The organism is Oleiphilus sp. HI0067 (genome assembly GCF_001635735.1).
Map to the genome: position 1 here is coordinate 1 of NZ_LWFI01000925.1, position 1,237 is coordinate 1,237.

The 1,237-nt window shown below is 45.1% G+C and carries 2 protein-coding genes and 1 pseudogene; all 3 read right to left on the minus strand.

The window, feature by feature from the left end; translation table 11 throughout:
- Nucleotides 1–6: 6 nt before the first annotated feature.
- Nucleotides 7–795 carry a flagellar biosynthetic protein FliR gene (gene fliR, locus A3739_RS11185; RefSeq protein WP_068480037.1) on the minus strand — a complete coding sequence of 263 codons (789 nt, stop codon included), beginning with the start codon at nt 793–795 and terminating at the stop codon, nt 7–9.
- Between the two features lie 2 nt (nt 796–797).
- Nucleotides 798–1,067, minus strand: coding sequence for a flagellar biosynthesis protein FliQ (fliQ, locus tag A3739_RS11190; RefSeq protein ID WP_068480035.1), 270 nt, complete (start codon nt 1,065–1,067; stop codon nt 798–800).
- A gap of 24 nt (nt 1,068–1,091) precedes the next feature.
- Nucleotides 1,092–1,237: pseudogene (locus tag A3739_RS28115) on the minus strand (flagellar biosynthetic protein FliP); the annotation flags it as partial.

Sequence of the window (1,237 nt, forward strand, 5' to 3'; positions counted from 1 at the left end):
TGCCATCTAAAAGCCCTGCATATCACGCAAAAATAAGAAGGTGTCGGTACTGAAATTATCAAACTGGGGCAATAAGCCTGAAATGCTCACCCAGACAATAAATAAACCGAACAACATACCGATTGGAAAACCCAAAGAAAAAACGTTCATCTGCGGCGCGGCACGCGTCATGATGCCGAACGACAAATTTATGATCAGCACCGCCGTAATGGCAGGCAACGCAATCACTAGCGCAGATGCAAACAACCAATTTATGCGCATCAGGAATCCCCAGAGATCCTCTCGCGACACGCTATTTGGGCCGATAATTTGGTCTGAAATAGGCCACGCCTGAAAACTTTGAACTGCCACTTCGATCATAACGAGGTGGCCATTCATCGAAAGAAAGATAAGCGTCACGCAAACTAAAAATATCTGAGATAGGATTGGGACATTTACCCCATTACTCGGATCGATCATCGACGCAAAACCTAGGCCCATCTGCATGGCGATCATCTGACCTGCAGCAACAAACAGCTGCATCAAAAACACAAACATTAAGCCCATTAAGGTACCGATAAAAATTTGCTGCAAGGTCACATACATCGCAGTAAAAGATAAGGGCTCAATTTCAGGAACAGGTGGAAGCAAAGGAGCAACAAGCAACGTTACGACGAATGCTAAACCAACACGAACGCGCATCGGAACTAACTGCGTGCCGATGACCGGAATCACCATAAAGAAACTCGCAATTCTGAACAGCGGCCATAACCATGCAGCCACCCAAGCCCCTATTTGCGCATCTGTAAAAACCATTGCTAGCCTATCAGCACTGGAATGTTGTGAATGAGACGCTCTGAGAAATCGATGATCTTTTGCATCATGAATGGACCTGCGGCAATGAGTACCACCAGCGTGACCAATAAACGAGGCAAAAAGCTAAGTGTTTGTTCGTTAATTTGCGTAGCAGCCTGAAATACACTCACCATTAAACCGACAAGCAAACCTGGCGTTAGAATAAGAGCGACAAGCAATACGATCAGATAAATCGCGTCACTCACTAAATCGATAGCAACATCAGGTGTCATACGCCCTCCCCTCAAGTAGCTTCGTCATATTCCAAAACTCGCGGCTAAGGTGCCCATAATCAATGCCCAGCCGTCAATTAAAACGAAGAACATAATTTTAAAAGGTAGAGAAATAATAATTGGAGATAGCATCATCATACCCATCGCCATTAAGACGCTCGCTACAACCA